A 19,511-nucleotide genomic window follows, 5' to 3' on the forward strand; every position below is an offset into this window, starting at 1 on the left:
CAGCGTCATGACGTATGGTGACCGCAGGGCGGAGCGCGTCAAGCTCGAGACGCGCCATCCCGTCAATCTGATGGGCGTCGACGGCACGTGGCGACGAGGCTGCATCCTGCTCGACATCTCGCAGAGCGGCGCCCGGCTTGAGGTCGACGGAACGCTCGATGTGCTGAAGGCCCAGGAGTTCTTCCTGGTGCTGTCGTCACGGGGACTGGCGTTCCGGCGCTGCGAGCTGGTTCGCGTCGACGGTAGCGAGATCGGTGTGCGATTCATCGAAGAACGAAAGCGAAAGGGACGCCCCGTCATTCCGCGATGAGGATGGCGGCAAACCGGCCCGAGGGAAGTTGACCACATGACCATCCAGAGAGCCACTAACATCGCAATATCGACCGTGTCCGCCGTGCCGCTTCGTGGAACGATCGAAATCGACTGCGCAGGGACGGTCGCGACGTTCGAGATCGATGAGGAGCTCGCCCATCGCCTGTGCGCCGATCTCGAACGCTTTCTGACTCAGGTCCCGCGCCGGGTTGGTTCGGCGCGGTTCTGACACCACCAGGCTCCCGGCTGCCGGCGCCGCCTACTCGCGCTTGAAGCGATAGTCGAAGCGGTCGCCATCGGCCTTGATCAGGCCGACGGTCGGGGCCGGAAAATGGATCGGCAGGATCAGCGTGTCGGTCCCGGCGACGGAGGCAAAGAATTTTCGCCGCGAGACCGCCGATTGCTTCGGATCCCAATCGGGCTTCGCCGACCACTCCGGCTCGCGGCACTGGATCGCATGGTGCATCAGATCGCCGGCGACCACCGCGCGCTGTCCCTTCGAGAAGATGTTGACGCAGCAGTGGCAGGGCGAATGGCCCGGCGTCGGCGTCAGCGTGACGGTGTCGTCGAGCGCATAGTCGTCGTCGACCAGAAGCGCCTGCCCGGCCTCGACGATCGGCAGGCAATTGTCGCGAAACACCGTGCCGGGCGGATTGGCGCCTTTGGCACTCTCGGCCTCCCAGGCCGCATATTCGCCCTTGTGGAAGACGTATTTCGCGTTCGGGAAGGTCGGCACCCAGCGCCCGTCGCGCAGCGTGGTGTTCCAGCCGGTGTGGTCGATATGCAGATGGGTGCAGAACACGTAGTCGATCTGCTCAAAGGAGATGCCGAGCGCGAACAGTTCGTTGCGCCAGCGCTCCTTGCCCGGGAAGTCGAACGGCGGCGGGTGGCCCTTGTCCTCGCCGGTGCAGGTGTCGACCAGGATGGTGTAGCGCGGCGTCCGCACCACGAAGGTCTGATAGGTGATCATCATCATGCCGCGCGCGGCGTCGAAGACCTCGGGCTCCATCGTCTTGAGGTGATGCTTGAACACGGCATCGTCATAGGCCGGGAAGAAATCCTGCGGCCGCCGCCACGGCCCTTCCCGCTCGATCACCGCGTCGATCGTGATGTCGCCGATCCTGATCTGTCTCATGCCGTCTCGCTCCCGCTTTTTTGCTGAAGCGTAACGAGCGGCGCCTGGCCTCACAAGCCGAGCACAGTGCAGCGTGCCATGCGGCTTTGCATCGCTGGGAACGCTGATGCCGATATCGTCGAGCTCGAAATCCATCCGACGATCGACGGCGAATTCGCCGTGTTTCACGACTGAACGGTCGATGGCCGGACCGACGGCCAGGGCGTCACCCGCGAACAGCCGATGGCGCGGTTGAAAATGCTCGACGTCGGCTATGGCTACACGGCCGATGGCGGCAAGGCGGTATCTGGACCAACGAAATCGGGAGCATCGCCCGCCTCACCGGCCGGTAGATCCGGCGCCGCCTGTCATCTGGCCGTAATAGAAATCATGCGACTGAAACGGCCCGCCGCATCGAGGACAGATTCATGACCGAACCGAAGCCGACCCGCCCCAAGCTTGCCGAAACCGTCATCGAGCCGACGGTCAAGCTGCGCGAGGTCACAGTCGGACGTTGCTGCGAAGTCCTCGGCGACACCGCGATCGAATACACGGAGCTCGGCGACTACTCCTATCTCGGCAGCGGCTGCATCGTCGCCGACGCCGTGATCGGCCGCTTCTGCGCGATCGCAGCGCAGGTGCGGATCGGCGCGCCGAACCATCCGGTCGAGCGCCCGTCGCAGCATCGTTTCACTTACTGCCCCGAATATTACTCGGCCTCCGCCGAGCGCGATCACGGCTTCTTCAGCGATCGGCGCGCGGACCGCGTCGTGATCGGCAACGACGTCTGGATCGGCCATGGCGTGATCGTGCTGCCCGGCGTCACCGTCGGAGACGGCGCGGTGCTCGCAGCCGGCGCGGTGGTCTCGCGCGATGTCGCGCCCTACACCATCGTCGGCGGCGTGCCGGCCCGGCCGATCAAGGAACGATTCAGCCGCAAGATCGCGGCCGAGCTGTCGCAGATCGCCTGGTGGAATTGGCCGGCTGAGACCATCTGGGAACGCCTGCCGGAGTTTCAGTCCGGCGACGTCGAGGCGTTTTGCGCACGGTGGCGGGCTTGATCGCGGCTTCTGTTGCAAGTCCGTAGCCCGGATGAAGCGAAGCGAAATCCGGGGTATGCTGTCCGCATGGTGCGATATCGACGCAACTTCATGCCCGGCGGCACGTTCTTCTTCACGCTTACGTTGGAAGATCGGACATCGTCTCTACTGGTTGAGCACATCGGACTGCTGCGTGCAGCGTTTCGCGCAACGCGCGCCAAGAAGCCCTTCACCGTTGACGCCATCGTTATCTTGCCTGACCACCTGCATACGGTGATGACTCTACCGTCCGGCGACGCCGACTTTTCGGATCGATGGCGGCAGATCAAGAGTCACTTCACGCGCGCCGTTGTTGCCACCGGCGCGCCGCTGTCAGCGAACGACCGCGGGGAATACCCGCTCTGGCAGAGACGATTTTGGGAACACACCATCCGCAACGAACGCGACCTTGAGCGTTGCGTCGACTACATCCATTACAATCCGGCCAAACCGATACATCCGGGAGGGAATATTGCCGGCTGATTGGGGCGGCAGCGGAGCTACGGGCAACGACGACTTTGGCGAGCGGAAGGACTGACCCGGATTTCGCTTCGCTTCATCCGGGCTACGAGGTGGGCGGGGGTTGTCGCGAACGCTAGCTCCGCAACCCCGGTGCTTCCTGGCCGGTGCGCGCGACGTATTCGGTGTAGCCGCCGCCATATTGATGGATGCCGTCCGGCGTCAGCTCCAGCACGCGGTTGGAGAGCGCGGCGAGGAAATGCCGGTCGTGCGAGACGAACAGCATGGTGCCCTCGAACTCGGCGAGCGCATTGATCAGCATCTCCTTGGTGGCGAGATCGAGATGGTTGGTCGGCTCGTCCAGCACCAGGAAGTTCGGCGGATCAAACAGCATCTTGGCCATCACCAGCCGCGCCTTCTCGCCGCCCGAGAGCACCCGGCACTTCTTCTCGACATCGTCGCCGGAGAAGCCGAAGCAGCCGGCGAGCGCGCGCAACGAGCCCTGCCCGGCCTGCGGAAACGCATCCTCCAGCGACTGGAACACGGTGCGCTCGCCGTCAAGCAAGTCCATCGCGTGCTGGGCGAAATAGCCCATCTTGACGCTGCCGCCGACCGCAACCGCGCCGTCATCCGGCTCGGTTGAGCCGGCGACCAGCTTGAGCAGCGTCGACTTGCCGGCGCCGTTGATGCCCATCACACACCAGCGCTCCTTGCGGCGGATCATGAAGTCGAGCCCGTCATAGATCCGTTTGCTGCCATAGGCCTTGTGCACGTTCTTCAGGCTGACGACGTCCTCGCCCGAGCGCGGCGCCGGCTGGAATTCGAACGCCACGGTCTGCCGTCGCCGCGGCGGCTCGACCCGCTCGATCTTGTCGAGCTTCTTCACCCGGCTCTGCACCTGCGCTGCATGCGAGGCACGTGCCTTGAAGCGCTCGATGAACTTGATCTCCTTGGCAAGCATCGCCTGCTGCCGCTCGAACTGCGCCTGCTGCTGCTTGTCGGAGAGCGCGCGCTGCTGTTCGTAGAACTCGTAATTGCCGGAATAGGTGGTGAGCTGGCCGGCGTCGATCTCGACCACCTTGTTGATGATGCGGTTGATGAACTCGCGGTCATGCGAGGTCATCAAGAGCGCGCCCTCATAGCCCTTCAGGAACTGCTCGAGCCAGATCAGGCTTTCCAAATCAAGGTGGTTGCTCGGCTCGTCGAGCAGCATGACGTCGGGCCGCATCAAGAGGATGCGGGCCAGCGCCACGCGCATCTTCCAGCCGCCGGAGAGCTTGCCGACGTCGCCGTCCATCATCTCCTGGCTGAAGCCGAGACCGGCCAGCGCCTCGCGCGCGCGGCCGTCGAGCGCATAGCCGTCGAGCTCCTCGAACTGGTGCTGCACCTCGCCATAGCGCGCGATGATGTCGTCCATCTCGTCGGCCTTGTCGGGGTCGGCCATTGCGGCCTCGAGTTCCCGGAGCTCGGCCGCCACAACGCTGACCGGTCCCGCCCCGTCCATCACCTCGGCGACCGCGCTGCGGCCGGACATTTCGCCGACATCCTGGCTGAAATAGCCGATCGAGATGCCGCGATCGAGCGAGACCTGGCCCTCATCGGGGATTTCGCGGCCCGAGATCATGCGGAACAGCGTGGTCTTGCCGGCGCCGTTGGGGCCGACAAGGCCGATCTTCTCGCCCTTCTGGAGCGCGGCTGAGGCTTCAATGAAGAGGATCTGGTGGCCGACTTGCTTGGAGACGTTATCGAGGCGGATCATTCGAATACTGGGGAACAGAGGGTTTGCGGCCTCTTATTCGATCTGGGACGTGGGTGGAAGCCCATTCCGCAGGTTTCGCGCCGTGCTCCCATGCATGCCACGGTCGTTGCCAATCGAATATGGCATGAAATAGTTCGGCGAAGCGGTTTTGGGGCGTCACATGCAAATCTGGTTTCTCTACCTCCTCGCGCTCGGCGCCGGCATCAGCGTCGCCACCCAGCAGGTCCTGAACGGCAATTTGCGGTCAGCTCTCAACTCGCCCGCCTGGGCCGGCCTCGTCAGCTATCTCGGCGGGCTCGTGACGATGGCGGTCGTGCTGGTCGCGACGCGGGAGCCGGTGCCGTCCTGGAAGCTGGTGACGACCGTGCCGTGGTGGGCCTGGAGCGGCGGCATTCTCGGCGGCGTGTTCATCCTGCTGATGATCCTGCTGCTGCCGTCGCTCGGTGCCGCGACCCTGCTGGCGCTGGTGGTCGCAGGTCAGATGATCGCGGGCATCGCGATGGACCATTTTGGCCTGTTCGGGCTGGCGCAGCATCCCGTGTCGATTTCACGACTGGCCGGGATCGCGCTGATCATCGGCGGCGTGCTCCTGATCAAGGATTGAGGAAGCTTTCCAGGTCTACGACCGGCGCATCAAGCGCAATTCGGCCGACAGGCGAAGGCTGCGCTTGCCGGCCAGCGCGATGCCTTCGAGCTCGGCGCCGTCCTCGCGGCACGAGCCGGCGAAACCGATGCCGACCTCGTAACCGCCGAACACCGGATACTCGCCCTTCGCCGGCGTGTGCTCCTGGTTGACGATCTCGCCCCGCCAGCGGCCATCCGCTGACGAATACGAGCCCAGATAATAGAAGAACGCGTCGCCGCCGAGGATGCGGCCGTCCATCAGCAGCATCACCCCGGTGAGGCCGGCATCGACACCGTCGAGCGCGCGGAGCTGGATCGCATAAAGCCCGTTGGCGATGCCGCCTGGCCCGACCTCCCCGCGCGGCGGCAAGGCCTCGTCGTCAAGCGGCGCCAAATTCGCCCAGAACACGCCGTCAGGCATGGCGTCCGCCTTACCCTCGAGCAGAATGGTCGAGCCCTCGGTTCGGCCGCGCACCTTGATGACGGCGACGTCGGCGCCCATCAGCGGCTTGAAGTTGGGATCGTCGTTGTGACGCTCGGTGATCACGTCGGCGATGATCTCGCCATTCCTCACCTGATACGTCCCGAGATGAGCGAAGGCCGAATTGCCACCCATCATCTTGCCGTCGTGCAGGCACATGATGCTGCGGCCGAATGCGCCGTTGATGCCGTACTCGACCTTGTAAAGTCCGTTGAGCACGTAAAATATCCAATAAATAAAATTGATTCTGTTCGCCACATAGCACCGGGCCGAAAACCGCACCATTGGGTGTTTTGGCGCAGGCAGGCCCGGCAATGTCCGGGTGTGGACACCGGCCGATTCGTCGCATAGCTGTAGGCATCCGCCCGCGTCGTGTTGCGTCGCGCGGGATCTACACTCCCTGTTCACTACTCTCCAGTTCATTGCGTCCAAGCATTTGCGCATTCCGCTAATGGTCGCGCGGCCACATCCGGCCGCGACGTTGGCGCGAGGCTTCGAGGAGCATCACATGATCAATCGATTTCGCCTGGCCGCCGCGCTGGCGTTGCTGCTCGGCAGCGGAAGCGCTGCGCTGGCCCAGTCGCTGCCCGACTACATGGCACCGATCTCGGGCAAGACGACGTCCACGCCGGCGGAAATCGCGACCAAGGACGTGCTCGCACTCAACACCGGCATGTTCGAGCTCTATGGCGATGCGGCACGGATCTTCCAGAAGAACGTGCTCGAGAAGCACCCGGTGATCCTCGGCCTGTTCTCCGGCGCCGGCGGCCGCCTGATCCTGTACCGGCCGGGCAAGCCGCCGACCGAGGCGCCGCAGGTGCCGGTCGTCTATCAACTGCTCAAGTCGGTCGGCCACAGCACGATGGCGCTGGCCGAGGTGGTCGGCCCCTATGTCGACAATCCCGACGACAAATCGTGGCGCGGGTCGATGCAGGCCTATCGCAGCCGGATGCAGTCGGCGCTCGACGGGCTCGATGCGACGGCGATGCAGGCCGACTGGCGCGACAACAACCGCGCCATCCTCACCAACAACATCGCCTTCATGGACGAATGCCTCGCCGCCGGCGCCATCCCGTTCGCGAAACTGGAGGCATTCGGCAAGAAGCAGGCGCCGCTGCTCGCCAGGAACGTCGCCTGGGCCGCGCAGACCCAGGTCGCGCACTGGATGACCGTCATGGCCGACTGGAAGGCGCAGCTCGGCTCCGATTGGGACAAGACCTACGGCGCGAGCAACACGATCTATGTGGCGCGGCAGAACAACGTGATCTTCAGCGTGCTGGCACAGTTCTTCGGTCCTGACGCCATCAACAGCCGCCTGATGCTGATCGAGACCATCTCCTTCACCACGACGCCGTCGGACATGCTGGAGTCGCTGACCCGGATCATCGCCGATCGCTCGGTCGGCGCGCTGTTCTTCGGCAGCTACCATTTGATGGACTATGAACTGATGGGGGGCGACGCGCGCGAGGCGATCATCGCCGAGACGAAGAAGCGCGGCATGACGCCGTTCCTGCCGCCGCTGGTGCCGTTCGGTTCCAAGCAATGGCCGACCCTGATCACGCCGGGTCCGGGACCGGCCACCATCGCCGACCTCAAGTGAGGCCAAAGCTACGAGTGAGAAGGCTACGACCTATTGCGGCATTGCCGTTGCGCTCGCTTTGCCGCAATACTTGCACGTGCATTGCACCAGCTGTTAAACCCCGGCGCGATATGCCGTCGAGGTATCGATGAAAGATCAGACCATGCGGCCTTCGCGACGTGAATTCGTGAAGTGGTTGTCGGCAGGCGGCATCTCGGTCAGCCTGTCGCATCTGGCGCTGGCGAAGGAGCCGGCTTTCGCCAGTCGCGAGACGCTTCCCGGGCGCGGCCATTTCAATCCGGCGGCCATGGGCGCCGGCCGCGTCGACGGCGTGGCCAAGGTCACCGGCGCAAAGCTCTACGCCTCCGACTTTCGTGCGGCCGACATGCCGGGCTGGCCCGCGACCACCTCGCACGCGATCCTGGTCCGCGCCAATGACGCCACGCATGTCTATGCCGGCATGGACCTCGCCCGCCTCGACGGCGCGGCGAAGCCCTCGGTCGTCGTGACCGCGGCCGACCTCGACCGGATCGGCACAAGGGTGCCGGAGTTCTACACCGGGGACCTGTTCTGTCCGGTCGGCAAGACACCGCTCTATCTCGGACAGCCGGTCGCGCTGTTGATCTTCGAGCAGTTCGACGCCTACGACCGTGCGCGCCTCGCGCTGCGCGATGTCGGCTTCGTCAAGTTCGGCGACGAGACCGGGCCGGTGATCTTGCCGGAGTTCGGCGCGTACCGCTTCACGCGCGTGGCCGGGGCGACGCCCGATGCGCCCGACGTCTATTCGCCGATCCAGGCCGGCTGGGTTTCGCCGAGCCGGGTCCAGAACGCGGCGCTGCCGGTCTGGCTGCCGCTCGCCAAGGAGACCAAGGCCGACTACGCCAAGGCCGCAATCCATGGCGAAGCGATCCGCGCCCAGCTTGCCAAGGACGATCCGTCGCAGCTAGTGCTCGACCGCGAGTTCGAGACCCAGTCGGTCGATCCGATGTTCCTCGAGCCGGAAAGCGGTCTCGCCTGGTACAGCGACAACAGTGGCAATCTCGAACTGGTGCTCGGCGTGCAGTCGCCCTATGAGGCGACCGAGTCGATCGCTTTCATGCTCGGCAAGGCTCGGCCCCCGTTCCGCCCCTCGCACATCAACGCACAGTTCGCCCATATCGGCGGCGGCTTCGGCGGCCGCGACCACACTCCGTTCGTGCTCTACGTGGCGCTGGCGGCGATGTTCTTCCCGGGACGGCCGGTGCGGCTGGCGCACGACCGCTACCAGCAATTCCAGGGCGGCATCAAACGTCACCCGATCAAGATGCGCTCCCGGATCGGGATCGATCGCGCCAGTGGCAAGATCACGGCATTCGCCGCCGATCATGTGCTCGACGGCGGCGGGCTCGCCAACTTCTCCGCCAATGTCGCTACCGTCGCTGCGACCGCCGCGATCGGGATCTACGACGTCCCGAAGGTCGACGTCACCACCGTGGCGGTGCATTCGCGCGGCGTCACCGCCGGCTCGATGCGCGGTTACGGCACGCTGCAGACCATGACCGCGCTGGAAGTCTTGATCGATGAGGCGGCGAGCGAGCTCAAGGTCGATCCGATCGCGTTCCGCCGCAACAATGCGCTGAAGCAGAACGGCCGGACCATGACCGGCAATCCCTACATCGTCTCGGTGCGCACGCCTGAGATCCTCGACAAGCTCGAGAAACATCCGATCTGGCAGCGGCGCGCCGCGTTCAAGCAACAAGCGCCGGAGGGACGGCTGGTCGGCACCGGAGTGGCCTGCGTCACCAAGGATTACGGCGCCGGCGCGGATTGCTCGCTCGGCCGGGTCGAGATCGATCAGGAGGGACGGATCGCGATTCATTGCGATCACGTCGAGATGGGCAATGGCGTCGGCACCGCGCTCGCCAACCGGGTCGCGGGCCATCTCGGCACTGTGGCCGATGAGGTCGCGGTCTCCCGGGTCGACAGCTATGACGCGCTCGGACTCGTCACCTCCGGCGATCCCTACACGATGGATCAGAAGACGCAGGATCTCGCCGAGAAGAACCCGCGCTGGGTGCCGGCGATCAGCTCGGCAACGAGCGCGTCGATCGGCGCCCATGTCGGCACGCATTCGGCGGCCGAGGCGGCGCGCGTCATCTTCCGTTTCGGCCTGTGGCCGGCCGCGCTCGAGCTCTGGCATATCGCGAAGACCGATCCCCGCGCCCGGCAGTGGGACAAAGCACGCTGGCAGGACGGCCAGCTCGTGCTCGACGACCTCGCGCCGCTGCCGTTGCCGAAGCTTGCGGCGACCGCGCATGCGCGCGGCTTCGTCACCGGCGCGGTCGCGCACAGCTTCTCGCGCTGGGCCTGGTCGCGTGCGCGCTTCCCCCTGCACGGCGAGCAGTACCGCGCTGAGATCGATGCGCTGGCGATCCGCCGTGGCCGCGGCAGGTTCGAGCGGATCGATCGCGTCAGCGTCAAGTTTCCGCCGACTGACAACAACCGGATCGGCACCGCCTACACCTCGATGTGCGGCACGCTGGTGCGCGTCGAGATCGAGCGTGCGACCGGCATCCTGCGCATCGCCAAGGCCTACAGCGTGTTCGAATGCGGCCAGGCGCTGGTGCCCGAGGTGGTGCTCGGCCAATCGCATGGCGGTTTCGCCATGGGCGTCGGCTACGCGCTGCTGGAAACCCTGCCGCCATTCGAAGGCGGGCCCGGCAACGGGCAGTGGAATCTCGGCCAGTACCTGATTGCGCGCGGCTCCGATCTGCCGCTGCACGACCTCGAGATCGAGATGCTGCCGCCGCTGACACCGGACGAGCCGCCCAAGGGCATGGCCGAGGTGGTGATGATCCCGATCGTGCCGGCGCTGCTCAACGCCATCAACGATGCCACCGGCCACCGCTTCCGGTCATTGCCGGTGACAACGAGCCTGCTCAGGGGAGCGCTTGCGTGACCACGCTCAATCTCACCATCAACGGCCAGAAGCACGGCCCGATCGAGGTCCGCGACGACCTCTCGATGAACGATTTCCTGCGCGAAATGCTCGGCATGACCGGCACCAAGTTCGGCTGCGGCGCCGCGCAGTGCCTGAGCTGCGCCGTCATCATCGATAATCCCGACGGCACGAGCTACACCACTCCGACCTGCGTGGTGCCGGCGGCGAATTTCGACGGCAAGGCAATCCGCACCGTCGAAGGCCATGCCAAGGACGGCGAGCTCTCGGCGTTGCAGCGGGCCTTCATCGACCATTTCGCGTTCCAGTGCGGCTACTGCACGGCGGGCTTCCTCAACGAGGGCCAAGTGCTGCTCGAACTCCTCGCAAGAGAGCCAGTGGCGCGGGACCAGCTCGAGACCGTCATCGCGGACGCGCTCGACGGCCATCTGTGCCGCTGCACCGGCTACATCAAATATCACCAGGCGGTGCGCGACGTGATCCTCGCCGATTCCAAGCGCTATCTGACCGCCAACAAGTGAGCCCGCGCGCGATGACATCGGACACGCGGTTTCGGATCGTGGCAGTCGTGACGGCGCTCGCGACCAGCCTGTGCGCCGGCTACGCAGCGTCGGAGAGCGCAAGCCACGCCCTCGCCTCGCCGGAAAGCTTTGCCGGCATCGAGAATGTCGAGCAGCGCTCCGCGGCGATCTTCACCGAGCTCGGCAAGGTGCTCACGCATCCGCGCTGCACCAATTGCCATCCTGCCGGCGACAGCCCGCGGCAGGGCGACATCAGCCGCATGCACCAGCCGCCGGTCACGCGCGGCGCCGATGGCCACGGCAGCAGCGCGATGCGATGCTCGATCTGCCACCAGCACGCCAATTTCGATCCCGGTCGCGTGCCGGGTCACCCGGAATGGCATCTCGCGCCGCGCGAGATGGCGTGGGCCGGGAAAAGCATCGGCGAAATCTGCGCCCAGATCCGGGACCCCGCGCGCAATGGCGGCCGCAAGGTCGAGGAGCTGATCGAGCATATCGGCAAGGACACGCTGGTGGGCTGGGCCTGGCATCCCGGCTTCGGCCGCGCGCCTGCGCCGGGCACGCAGGCGCAGGCCGGCGCGCTGGTCGAGGCCTGGGTGAAGACCGGCGCGGCCTGCCCGGCGCCGTGAGCGTCCGGGAACGCTATCGCTCTTTGGCTTTTTGTTTGAGCATGATCTTTTCGGAAAACCACTTCACACTTTTCCGGATCATGCTTTAGTGGCGCTTGAAATACTGCACGTCGCGCTCGTGCTTCTCCGCCGCGGCGCGTGACTTGAAGGTGCCGAGATTGCGGCGCTTGCCGGTCTTCGGATTGACCTTGCGGGAATACAGCCGGTACTCGCCGGAACGCAGCTTGCGGATCATGACGTCGCCTCGCCAGTGCCTTTCGCACGTCAACGACACGCGCGCGCGAGCGTTCCTAGAAGCAGAGGTTGGTCACGGCGTTGCCGCGCTTGTCCTTGATGACGTACGGACAGCGGGCACGTTCCAGCGCCTTCTTGGCGTCCTCATCGCCGAGCGCGGCGGCCCGCTCGTAATAGGCCTTGGCGGCATCGCTATCCTTCGGTCCGCCGCGGCCCGCTTGCGCGAAGGCGCCCATCCGCTCCAGCGCACCGGGATGGTTCTGCGCGGCCGCCTTCTCGAACAGCGCCCGCGCACCAGCATCGTCCTGCGCGCCGCCCTTGCCTTCGGCCAGCATCAGGCCGAGCTGGTACTGCGCCTCCGCATTGGTCTCGGCAGATTTGGCGAGCAGTTCGCGCGCGCGTGCCGGATCGGACGCCGTGCTGCCGCCGAGCGCGGCGAGATTGCTGACACCGCGCGCATTGCCGGCCTGCGCCGCGCGCTCGAACAGCTTGCGCGCCTGCGCCTCGTCCTTGGCGACGCCGGTGCCATTGCCATAGAGCACGCCGAGCTCGACCATCGCCGATGTCGAGCCCTTGTCGGCTGCCTTGCGCCAGGCGCTTGCCGCTTCCGCGGTCTGCCGGTTGGCGGCATAGGCGCGGCCGAGCTCATACATGGCGCGCCGCGACGACTTTGCTGCGACCGCGCAATACTTGATCGCGGTCGCGATATCGGCCGACGCGATGTCGCCCACGCCCTTCACGTCGGCCGGCTTGTCGGGATCGGAGGGATCGGCGGTGAGCCGGTCGCACAGCACGAGGTCGGCCGATTGCGCGTGGGCGAGCACGGGCGCGGCCAGCGTTGCGATGACGACAAGGGCCTGGAGAGATTTGGACATGGGCGGCAGGTTGCGTCGCGGTGCAGGCAAATTCAAGGCTCGAGCCCGGTCTCGCGCAGCACCGGCGCGACCTCGGGTGACGACAGATAGCGCAGCAGTTGATCGGCGGCCGCGGCACGCTGCGAGGCCGTCATGCGGCCTGCCGAGAACACCGCTGGCGTCTGCAAGCCCAAGGGAATTGGTCCGACCACCTCGATGCCGTCGACCTGCTTCAACTCACTGATCTGCTGGATCGCGAGATCGGCCTCGCCGGTGACGAGCTTTTCCGCAGTGAAACCCATGGGAATGATCACCGCGCGCGCGTTGATCGCCTCCGCGATGCCGAGCCGCGCGATCAGCTGCGCGAACAGGATGCCGCTGGCACCGAGCCGCGAATAGGCCACCGCGCGCGCCCCGAGCAAAGCCGCACGCAATGCGGCTTCGCTCGCGATGCCGGGATGCGCAGCCCCCGCCTTCACCGCGACCCCGACGTAGGAGCGCGCAAGGTCCTCAGCACTTTCCCGCGCGACGCGGCCCTCACCGATCATTTCGTCAAGACCTTCGCGGGTCAGGATCACCACATCGGCGACCTCGCCCCCGCGCAGGCGTTCGAGCAGCGCCAGCGTCGGCGCGAAATCGGCATCGATCCGGATATCGCTCGCGGCGTGGTAGGCCGCGGCAAGACGCGCGACCGCCCCCTTCAGCGCCAGCGTCGAGAGCACGCGAACCGAATGCTCCATCCCGCTTACGCCGGTCGCATCAGCTTGAGCGCGGCGGTCAGACGGAGGCTGCGCTTGCCGGCAAGCGCGGTCGCTTCGAGCACGGCGCCCTCCGCATCGCAGGTGCCGGCGAAGCCGATGCCGACCTCATGGCCGCCGAAGATCGGATTCTCGCCCATCGCCGAGGTGTGCTCCTGGTTGAGGATCTGGCCCTTCCAGCGGCCCTTCTCGGAGGTGTAGGTGCCGAGATAATAGAAGAACGCATCGCCGCCGAGGATGCGGCCGTTGTTCAGCAGCATCACGCCGGTGAGGCCGCCGTCGACCCCGTCGAGCACGCGGATGCTGATCGAATAGAGCCCGTCGACGATGCCGCCCTCGCCGACGCCGCCGGCGATCGGGACTTCGTCCCCGGTGATCGGCGTCATCACCGACTGGAACGGCACGCCGGGCAATTCCTTCAGCTCGCCCTTGAAGCGATAGAGCTCGCCATCGGGCGCACCCTTGGCAATGAGCGTCGCGTCATCGGTGCCGGCCATCGCGCGATAGCTCGGATCGGGGTTGTGGCGGACGGTCTGGATCTCGACCGCGACCTCGTCACCGTGCTTTTCGTAGGTGCCGATATGGGCGAAGGCCGAGTTGCCGCCGAGCATCTTGCCGCCGCCGACATACATCACGCTGCGGCCGACGGCGCCGCCCAGTTCGAACCGGACCTTGTAAAACCCTTCAAACAAGCGCCGTGTCCCCGGCAGCGAAGATGCAATCGTTATCTAGCGCGGTTCATAACGCAGCGAAACCGCTTTCGGCGGCAAGCTGCCCGCAAACACTTTGGCTAAAAAGCAAGGGTCCGCCAAGGCAGTCGCCCTGGCGGACCCGATTGCGGTACCGGATGGCTCCATCCGGCTCCGGAAGCCACTTAAGCCGCAGCCCTTTAAGCGGCAGCCTTGGCGCCGGTCGGAACCTCGGAGATCGTCTTCAGGATCTGCGAAGCGATCTGGTAGGGGTCGCCCTGGGAGTTCGGGCGGCGGTCTTCCAGATAGCCCTTGTAGCCATTGTTGACGAAGGAGTGCGGCACGCGGATCGACGCACCACGGTCAGCCACGCCATAGCTGAACTTGTTCCACGGCGCGGTCTCGTGCTTGCCGGTCAGACGCTTGTCGTTGTCCGGGCCGTAGACGGCGATGTGGTCCATCAGGTTCTTCTCGAAGGCGCCCATCAGCTTCTCGAAGTACTCCTTGCCGCCGACTTCGCGCATGTACTTGGTCGAGAAGTTGGCGTGCATGCCCGAGCCGTTCCAGTCGGTGTCGCCGAGCGGCTTGCAGTGGAATTCGATATCGATGCCGTAGCTCTCGGTGAGGCGCAGCATCAAATAGCGGGCCATCCACATCTGGTCAGCGGCGGTCTTGGACCCCTTGCCGAAGATCTGGAATTCCCACTGGCCCTTCGCCACTTCGGCGTTGATGCCTTCGTGGTTGATGCCGGCGGCGAGGCAGAGATTGAGATGCTCTTCCACGATCTTGCGGGCGACGCTGCCGACGTTCTTGTAGCCGACGCCGGTGTAGTACGGGCCCTGCGGAGCCGGATAGCCCTCGCCCGGGAAGCCGAGCGGACGGCCGTCCTTGTAGAAGAAGTATTCCTGCTCGAAGCCGAACCAGGCGCCGTCGTCATCCAGGATGGTGGCGCGCTTGTTGGACACGTGCGGTGTCTTGCCGTCGGGCATCATGACTTCGCACATCACCAGCACGCCGTTCTCGCGCGCAGCGTCGGGATAACAGGCGACCGGCTTCAGCACGCAGTCAGAGCTGTGGCCTTCAGCCTGCTGGGTGGACGAACCGTCAAAGCCCCACAGCGGAAGCTGTTCGAGGGTCGGGAACGACGCGAATTCCTTGATCTGCGTCTTACCGCGCAGGCTCGGCGTCGGCGTATATCCGTCGAGCCAGATATACTCGAGCTTGTACTTGGTCATTGAACCTCTCTGTTGATGATGCAAAACCGTGAGGAACCGAAAGCCAGTCGGCCGCCGCACGCGTACCCGGCCACCATCGGCCGGCTCTTACTAAGCAATTAAAATGCCAGTCGCTGCACTGCGGCACCGCCGAGCCTGCGGATGTCCACAGCGGACATCGCATTTTTAGCTGCGACAAAGCAGCGCGGCTGGCATGCGCCGCCGTCAGCCAAAATTTTCTCTCCGCCCCCTCCGCCGCCCGTTTCTGCAGCAAATTCGGCTACGGCACCATCCGCCGATTAAAGCGGCGGCAGCGCCATGTGACAGTTCGTGTCCAAACATCGGGTGCCCGGCAACCATTGCCTCGGCCCAAGCGTTGATCAGCTGCCCCCTGCCTCACAGGAAGCAAACCCGGACTTGCCCACGAATTAGACAAATCCTGACTATTTTTTGGTCACTTGCACCCTGCCGGGCTCGGACCGATGTTGAAAGCACGGTAACCGCACACGAATGAGTCGGGCGCACCATGGAGGCTCGCACCGGCCAAAGGAGACTTTGACATGATCACCACGGGCCAAAATCAGGGATCGGCAACGATCTATCAATTCCCGGCAGGAGGCCGCGCGGCTCTCGGCGGACGCCGCTATGGCGAGGCGCGGACGGCGCGCGATCTTGCCGCTGAAGTCGAGACCTCGGCATGCAGCGAGAGCTGGTATCATCAGGCCGCCATCGACGACGCCAAGCCGAGCCGCGATCACTGATGTCGATCAGGCAGAGAGGCGTGACGCATAAACGTCGGACAACAGCAGAACAGTAAGAGAGGGTCGGAACGAAGCGTTTCGGCCCTTTTTCATGCCAGCTCGCAGGCCGTCACCGGCTGCTTCGCATGCCGCAGCCTGGTCAGCCCGGCCCGCGTGATCTCGAGCGTGACGCCACCGCCTTTGTAACGCGTGCCGGTCAGCGACAACCGTTTCGTCAACGTCACCGCCTTGCCGTCGATTTGCAGATGGGCGCGCGTGTCGCCATTGAAGAACGCCGCAATGAACTGCGTGCCGTCGGCGCAACGATAATTCCGGAAGGCGGACTGCGCCGGCGCCGCCGAGGAACCCAAGAACGCGAAAAGAATTGCGCCGGTGAGAATGGCGCCCCCGCGATAAGTCATATTCTCCCCCCGAGAGGCCGGTTATAGACCTATCTGCGCCGATACTCCCGCGCCAAGACGCGCTGAATCAAGCCGTCATGAATCAAGACCGCAACAGCTGCAACAGGCCCGCCGATGTCAGAAGCCCCTGCCCGTCACCTCAATCTCGCCGGCGCCAGCAATTTCCGCGACCTCGGCGGCTACCAGACGCGTGACGGCCGGACGGTGCGCTGGCGGCAGATCTTCCGCTCCAACCATCTGGCGCACCTCACCGAGCAGGACGTCGCCGTGGTGCGCGGCCTCGGGGTCAGAAGCGCATTCGATTTCCGCGGCGTCGCCGAGCGCGCCGAGGCGCTGTGCGGCATGAGCGACGTGACCGTGCATTCGCTCCCGGTCGAGCCGACGGTGGTAGCCGCGCTGCGTGAGATCGCGAGCAACCGTCAGCTCTCGGAAGCCGACGCGATCGACGTGATGCGGGATTCCTATCGCGGCTACGTGCAGGACAACACACCGCGCTATCGCACGCTGTTTGCCCATCTGCTCGAAGACCGGGCGCCGCTGGTGATCCACTGCACCGCAGGCAAGGATCGCACCGGCTTTGCCTGCGCGCTGATCCTCCACGCGCTCGGTGTGTCCCAGCAAGTGATCGCGGACGACTATCTGCTGACCAACCAGTACTACAAGCGCGATCCGGCCCACAGCACCGAGCTGCCCGATGACGTCAAGCAGGTGCTCGGCACCGTGCGCGCGGCGTTTCTGGAAACGTCGTTCGCGGCGATCGATGCCGACTACGGCGGCCTCGACGGGTATTTCCGCGAAGGCCTCGGGCTCGGTCCGGCCGAGCGCAAGGCGCTTGAAGCCCGCTATCTGCAGGCCTGATCGGTTCGCTCAGGCCGCAGCGGCCTCGAGCTCGAGCTCCGCATCGAGATCGGCGATCACGTCCTCGAAGGCCGAGATGGCCTGCTGGATCGCGGCGATCTGCATCAATTCCCAGCTGCCCACCGGCCCCTTGCGATTCTGTAGTGCTACGACGAGATCGCGCCGCTGTTCCTTAAGCTGAACGAGCGGTAAACCGTGATCCGGAAGATTTCCCATTGCAAAACCCCTACCTTGGCTGGAGTTCCGCTTCTACGAAAAGGGTTCTGCAAACGACTTACGGAACTGCCGCAAATTTTATCCAACTGGCCTTCCCCCGTAGTCTTACGTAGTCAAGACGACGCGCTCGCGCTGCGTGCCACCGCATCGTTGATCGCACCGAGCAACGCTTGGGTGACACAATCGGTCGCCCACTCGCTCGTATGGAGACGCTCCTGCGCACCGTCGTCGAGCTCGGAGAGCGGAATTCCGGCATCGACCCATTGCTTCATCAGCGCAAAGCGGCGGAACAGGTTGACTTTCTTGCTTGCAGCGACGTCGGCGATCATCGGCATGAACTGGTTGGCGAGCTTGAGCACGTCTGGCGTACCGATGATTGCCTGGGTGTACTGCGAATCCATCACCACGACGTCCAGCGGCAGCGCGGCGAGCACATCGAGTCCTGCCTCGAATGTCGCTTGCACCTGATCGAAGTTGTAGTTCCTGTACACGGCGTTGGTGCCGACCTGCCAAATCACCATCACCGGTGCTTCGGCGATGACATCGGACTCGATGCGCGAGAACTCTTCCGGCGCCTCTTGCCCGCCGATCCCCCGGTTGATGATGTCGATCATCCGGCCGAAGGACTGCTTCTGGCTTCGCCATAGGATCTCCAGCCGCGGCGGAAATGGGAGAACTTTGTCGGCTCCCGCGGTCGATGATGATCCGAGGGCAACGATCTTGACCTTGCGTTCGCGCGCGAGCGCTTGCGCAAGATGCGGCAATCCGTAACTGAACTTGACGAGCTCGGGATGGGTTTCGCATGGCCTTGGTGTCGGCATCGCAAACATCCTTGAGGCGAATGTACTGATGAATGCGCGCAGTAGGAGATGAAATCGGCGGCATTGCAAATGAAATCCGCCTGATCATAGTGGGTGGCAGCCTGTTGCTGATACGGAGACCGCCATGAACGGAAAAGTCATCGTCATCACCGGCGCCCTTGGCGCGCTTGGCAAGGTGGTCGCCGAAGAAGCCCTCGCGCGTGGTGCGCGCGTCGCCGGCATCGATCATGCGGCCTCCCAATTCGCGGCAACGGCCGACCGTATCGAGCTCGGCGGCGTCGACCTCACCGACACCACGCATGCGACAGCTGCGATCGACAAGGCGGCGGCGCATTTCGGCCGGCTCGACGCACTGATCAACATTGCCGGCGGCTTCACCTTCGAGGCGGTCAGCGACGGCGATCCCGCGACCTGGCAGCGCATGTATGCGATGAACGTGATGACCGCGTTCAACACGTCGCGCGCCGCGATCCCGCACCTCACGAAATCGGGCGCCGGACGCATCATCAATATCGGCGCACTCGGCGCCTTGCAGGCCGCCTCCGGCATGGGCCCCTACGCTGCCTCGAAGGCTGGTGTGCACCGCCTCACCGAGTCGCTCGCCGCCGAGCTGAAGGGCAAGGTCACGGTCAACGCGGTGCTGCCCTCGATCATCGACACCGCCGCCAATCGCGCCGCGATGCCGAAGGCCGATATCTCCAAATGGGTGACACCGAAGGAACTGGCTGCGGTGATCCTGTTCCTCGCCAGCGATGCCGCAAGCGCCGTCACCGGCGCGCTGCTGCCGGTCAACGGGCGGGTTTAGTCCGCAACCAGGAGCCGCAGCTTCGACCGGAAGCGGATGCTCTGCTTGCCGGCGAGCGCCATGCCGTCGCCCTCGGCGGTTTCGTCGGTGTAGGTGCCGGTGAAGCCGATCGTCACCACCTTGCGTTCCCAGACCGGGCGTTCGCCATAGGTCGGCGAATGCTCCTCGTTGGTCACCTCGCCCTTCCACTTGCCGCCCGCCGCGGTGTAGCTGCCATAGGCGTAGAAGAACGAGTCGCCGCCGCGCATCTGCCCGTCGCGCAGCACCATGACGCCCTGGTTGCCGCCAGAGATGCCGTCGAGAAATTCGACGGTGATGTGATAGAGCCCGTTCCGGATCATGCAATTGGTCGCGCCGTTGTCCCCGGCCCAACATAACCGCTTGGCGGCGCATTGGGCAAATTCG

The 19,511-nt window shown here is 64.9% G+C and carries 23 protein-coding genes and 2 pseudogenes; 13 read left to right on the forward strand and 12 right to left on the reverse strand.

The genetic code is table 11. The features are described 5' to 3' along the window. The first annotated feature begins 7 nt into the window (after positions 1–7). A complete protein-coding gene (locus FBZ93_RS01635) occupies positions 8–310 on the forward strand; it encodes a PilZ domain-containing protein (protein WP_146984257.1) in 303 nt (100 codons plus the stop codon). Between the two features lie 36 nt (positions 311–346). Further along, positions 347–541, forward strand: coding sequence for a hypothetical protein (locus tag FBZ93_RS01640; protein WP_146984258.1), 195 nt, complete (start codon positions 347–349; stop codon positions 539–541). A gap of 30 nt (positions 542–571) precedes the next feature. On the opposite strand, the gene FBZ93_RS01645 is transcribed toward FBZ93_RS01640, so the two are convergent. Then, positions 572–1,447, reverse strand: a complete 876-nt coding sequence (locus FBZ93_RS01645; RefSeq protein ID WP_146984259.1) for an MBL fold metallo-hydrolase — start codon at positions 1,445–1,447, stop codon at positions 572–574. Between the two features lie 102 nt (positions 1,448–1,549). Between FBZ93_RS01645 and FBZ93_RS01650 the strand changes: the two are divergent. From FBZ93_RS01650 to FBZ93_RS01660, 3 genes and pseudogenes are all read left to right on the forward strand, one after another. Next, positions 1,550–1,729, forward strand: a pseudogene (locus FBZ93_RS01650) (glycerophosphodiester phosphodiesterase family protein); the annotation flags it as partial. Positions 1,730–1,854: 125 nt separating this feature from the next. Further along, positions 1,855–2,487 (forward strand): DapH/DapD/GlmU-related protein, encoded by a 633-nt coding sequence (locus tag FBZ93_RS01655; RefSeq protein ID WP_146984260.1) that lies wholly within the window; start codon positions 1,855–1,857, stop codon positions 2,485–2,487. Between the two features lie 66 nt (positions 2,488–2,553). Beyond that, positions 2,554–3,043 (forward strand): annotated as a pseudogene (locus FBZ93_RS01660) (REP-associated tyrosine transposase). 57 nt (positions 3,044–3,100) lie between these two features. On the opposite strand, the gene FBZ93_RS01665 reads toward FBZ93_RS01660, so the two are convergent. Then, complete coding sequence (locus FBZ93_RS01665; protein WP_146984261.1) at positions 3,101–4,723, reverse strand: ABC-F family ATP-binding cassette domain-containing protein; 1,623 nt, start codon at positions 4,721–4,723, stop codon at positions 3,101–3,103. A gap of 160 nt (positions 4,724–4,883) precedes the next feature. Between FBZ93_RS01665 and FBZ93_RS01670 the strand changes: the two genes are divergently transcribed. Beyond that, the gene (locus tag FBZ93_RS01670) at positions 4,884–5,327 is read left to right on the forward strand and encodes a DMT family transporter (RefSeq protein WP_146984262.1); all 444 of its coding nucleotides are present in this window, start codon (positions 4,884–4,886) and stop codon (positions 5,325–5,327) included. Between the two features lie 15 nt (positions 5,328–5,342). Here FBZ93_RS01670 and FBZ93_RS01675 read toward each other — a convergent pair whose 3' ends face one another. Next, positions 5,343–6,047 (reverse strand): GrlR family regulatory protein, encoded by a 705-nt coding sequence (locus FBZ93_RS01675; protein ID WP_146984263.1) that lies wholly within the window; start codon positions 6,045–6,047, stop codon positions 5,343–5,345. A 289-nt stretch (positions 6,048–6,336) separates the two neighbouring features. Between FBZ93_RS01675 and FBZ93_RS01680 the strand changes: the two genes are divergently transcribed. The 4 genes from FBZ93_RS01680 to FBZ93_RS01695 all read left to right on the forward strand — a co-directional run bounded on the left by FBZ93_RS01680 (position 6,337) and on the right by FBZ93_RS01695 (position 11,495). After that, positions 6,337–7,428, forward strand: a complete 1,092-nt coding sequence (locus tag FBZ93_RS01680) for a hypothetical protein (protein ID WP_146984264.1) — start codon at positions 6,337–6,339, stop codon at positions 7,426–7,428. Between the two features lie 142 nt (positions 7,429–7,570). Then, positions 7,571–10,345 (forward strand): xanthine dehydrogenase family protein molybdopterin-binding subunit, encoded by a 2,775-nt coding sequence (locus tag FBZ93_RS01685; protein ID WP_146984706.1) that lies wholly within the window; start codon positions 7,571–7,573, stop codon positions 10,343–10,345. Further along, positions 10,342–10,866, forward strand: coding sequence for a (2Fe-2S)-binding protein (locus tag FBZ93_RS01690; RefSeq protein WP_146984265.1), 525 nt, complete (start codon positions 10,342–10,344; stop codon positions 10,864–10,866). The genes FBZ93_RS01685 and FBZ93_RS01690 overlap by 4 nt, the downstream gene beginning before the upstream one ends. Before the next feature lie 11 nt (positions 10,867–10,877). Continuing rightward, positions 10,878–11,495: an Isoquinoline 1-oxidoreductase subunit gene (locus tag FBZ93_RS01695; RefSeq protein ID WP_146984266.1), complete on the forward strand. Its 618-nt coding sequence runs from the start codon at positions 10,878–10,880 to the stop codon at positions 11,493–11,495. Between the two features lie 85 nt (positions 11,496–11,580). On the opposite strand, the gene FBZ93_RS01700 is transcribed toward FBZ93_RS01695, so the two are convergent. The 5 genes from FBZ93_RS01700 to FBZ93_RS01720 form a co-directional block, all read right to left on the reverse strand. Next, positions 11,581–11,730: a hypothetical protein gene (locus tag FBZ93_RS01700; RefSeq protein ID WP_016843021.1), complete on the reverse strand. Its 150-nt coding sequence runs from the start codon at positions 11,728–11,730 to the stop codon at positions 11,581–11,583. 55 nt (positions 11,731–11,785) lie between these two features. Further along, complete coding sequence (locus FBZ93_RS01705) at positions 11,786–12,604, reverse strand: tetratricopeptide repeat protein (protein WP_146984267.1); 819 nt, start codon at positions 12,602–12,604, stop codon at positions 11,786–11,788. A 32-nt stretch (positions 12,605–12,636) separates the two neighbouring features. Continuing rightward, a complete protein-coding gene (locus tag FBZ93_RS01710; protein WP_146984268.1) occupies positions 12,637–13,323 on the reverse strand; it encodes a substrate-binding domain-containing protein in 687 nt (228 codons plus the stop codon). A 5-nt stretch (positions 13,324–13,328) separates the two neighbouring features. Beyond that, on the reverse strand, positions 13,329–14,033 hold the full coding sequence (locus FBZ93_RS01715) for a hypothetical protein (RefSeq protein ID WP_146984269.1): 705 nt from the start codon (positions 14,031–14,033) through the stop codon (positions 13,329–13,331). A 197-nt stretch (positions 14,034–14,230) separates the two neighbouring features. After that, entirely contained in the window at positions 14,231–15,265 is a 1,035-nt protein-coding gene (locus FBZ93_RS01720; RefSeq protein ID WP_050425030.1) for a glutamine synthetase beta-grasp domain-containing protein, read from the reverse strand. A gap of 539 nt (positions 15,266–15,804) precedes the next feature. Between FBZ93_RS01720 and FBZ93_RS01725 the strand changes: the two genes are divergently transcribed. Then, the gene (locus tag FBZ93_RS01725) at positions 15,805–16,005 is read left to right on the forward strand and encodes a DUF2735 domain-containing protein (protein WP_050425031.1); all 201 of its coding nucleotides are present in this window, start codon (positions 15,805–15,807) and stop codon (positions 16,003–16,005) included. 89 nt (positions 16,006–16,094) lie between these two features. Here FBZ93_RS01725 and FBZ93_RS01730 read toward each other — a convergent pair whose 3' ends face one another. Next, positions 16,095–16,406 (reverse strand): MliC family protein, encoded by a 312-nt coding sequence (locus FBZ93_RS01730; protein WP_146984270.1) that lies wholly within the window; start codon positions 16,404–16,406, stop codon positions 16,095–16,097. Positions 16,407–16,520: 114 nt separating this feature from the next. Between FBZ93_RS01730 and FBZ93_RS01735 the strand changes: the two genes are divergently transcribed. Then, on the forward strand, positions 16,521–17,264 hold the full coding sequence (locus tag FBZ93_RS01735; RefSeq protein ID WP_146984271.1) for a tyrosine-protein phosphatase: 744 nt from the start codon (positions 16,521–16,523) through the stop codon (positions 17,262–17,264). 9 nt (positions 17,265–17,273) lie between these two features. Here the strand turns inward: FBZ93_RS01735 and FBZ93_RS01740 are convergent, their stop codons facing one another. Both FBZ93_RS01740 and FBZ93_RS01745 read right to left on the reverse strand, forming a co-directional pair. Then, positions 17,274–17,480 (reverse strand): hypothetical protein, encoded by a 207-nt coding sequence (locus tag FBZ93_RS01740; protein WP_035634033.1) that lies wholly within the window; start codon positions 17,478–17,480, stop codon positions 17,274–17,276. A 113-nt stretch (positions 17,481–17,593) separates the two neighbouring features. Further along, positions 17,594–18,310: an SGNH/GDSL hydrolase family protein gene (locus FBZ93_RS01745; protein WP_246667324.1), complete on the reverse strand. Its 717-nt coding sequence runs from the start codon at positions 18,308–18,310 to the stop codon at positions 17,594–17,596. Positions 18,311–18,425: 115 nt separating this feature from the next. Between FBZ93_RS01745 and fabG the strand changes: the two genes are divergently transcribed. Then, on the forward strand, positions 18,426–19,106 hold the full coding sequence (fabG, locus tag FBZ93_RS01750; RefSeq protein WP_146984272.1) for a 3-oxoacyl-ACP reductase FabG: 681 nt from the start codon (positions 18,426–18,428) through the stop codon (positions 19,104–19,106). On the opposite strand, the gene FBZ93_RS01755 is transcribed toward fabG, so the two are convergent. Further along, entirely contained in the window at positions 19,103–19,447 is a 345-nt protein-coding gene (locus tag FBZ93_RS01755; protein WP_146984273.1) for a hypothetical protein, read from the reverse strand. The two genes, fabG and FBZ93_RS01755, sit on opposite strands and share 4 nt — an antisense overlap. Between the last annotated feature and the right edge of the window lie 64 nt (positions 19,448–19,511).

The organism is Bradyrhizobium macuxiense, assembly GCF_007993935.1.
GTDB classification, from domain to species: Bacteria; Pseudomonadota; Alphaproteobacteria; order Rhizobiales; family Xanthobacteraceae; genus Bradyrhizobium; species Bradyrhizobium macuxiense_A.